Origin of the sequence: Streptococcus sp. KR (genome assembly GCF_002238115.1) — a bacterium.
Lineage (GTDB): Bacteria > Bacillota > Bacilli > Lactobacillales > Streptococcaceae > Streptococcus.
Window position 1 is genome coordinate 1 of record NZ_NGVM01000405.1, and the last position, 210, is coordinate 210.

At 34.3% G+C, this 210-nt stretch carries 1 protein-coding gene; it reads left to right on the forward strand.

Translation table 11 applies throughout. The features are described from left to right. A partial coding sequence (locus CBI42_RS12465; protein WP_142294195.1) for a P27 family phage terminase small subunit occupies positions 1 to 210 on the forward strand: 210 nt, incomplete at both ends.

The window sequence follows — 210 nt, forward strand, 5'->3', positions numbered from 1 at the left end:
CGGGCGTAGATTCTTACCAACTATCTTTGTTAGTTTTACAAATGAATTATATCGCCTTATCGGCACAAAATATCAAAGAAAAAGGCTTAATTATCGGCAAAGTCAAAAATCCGTCAATTGCAATTATGAACCAAGCAATAAAGAACTCAAATAGCTTAATTAGTGAGTTAGGACTTTCGTACAACAAGCGAGTAAATAGCCTGTTAGACA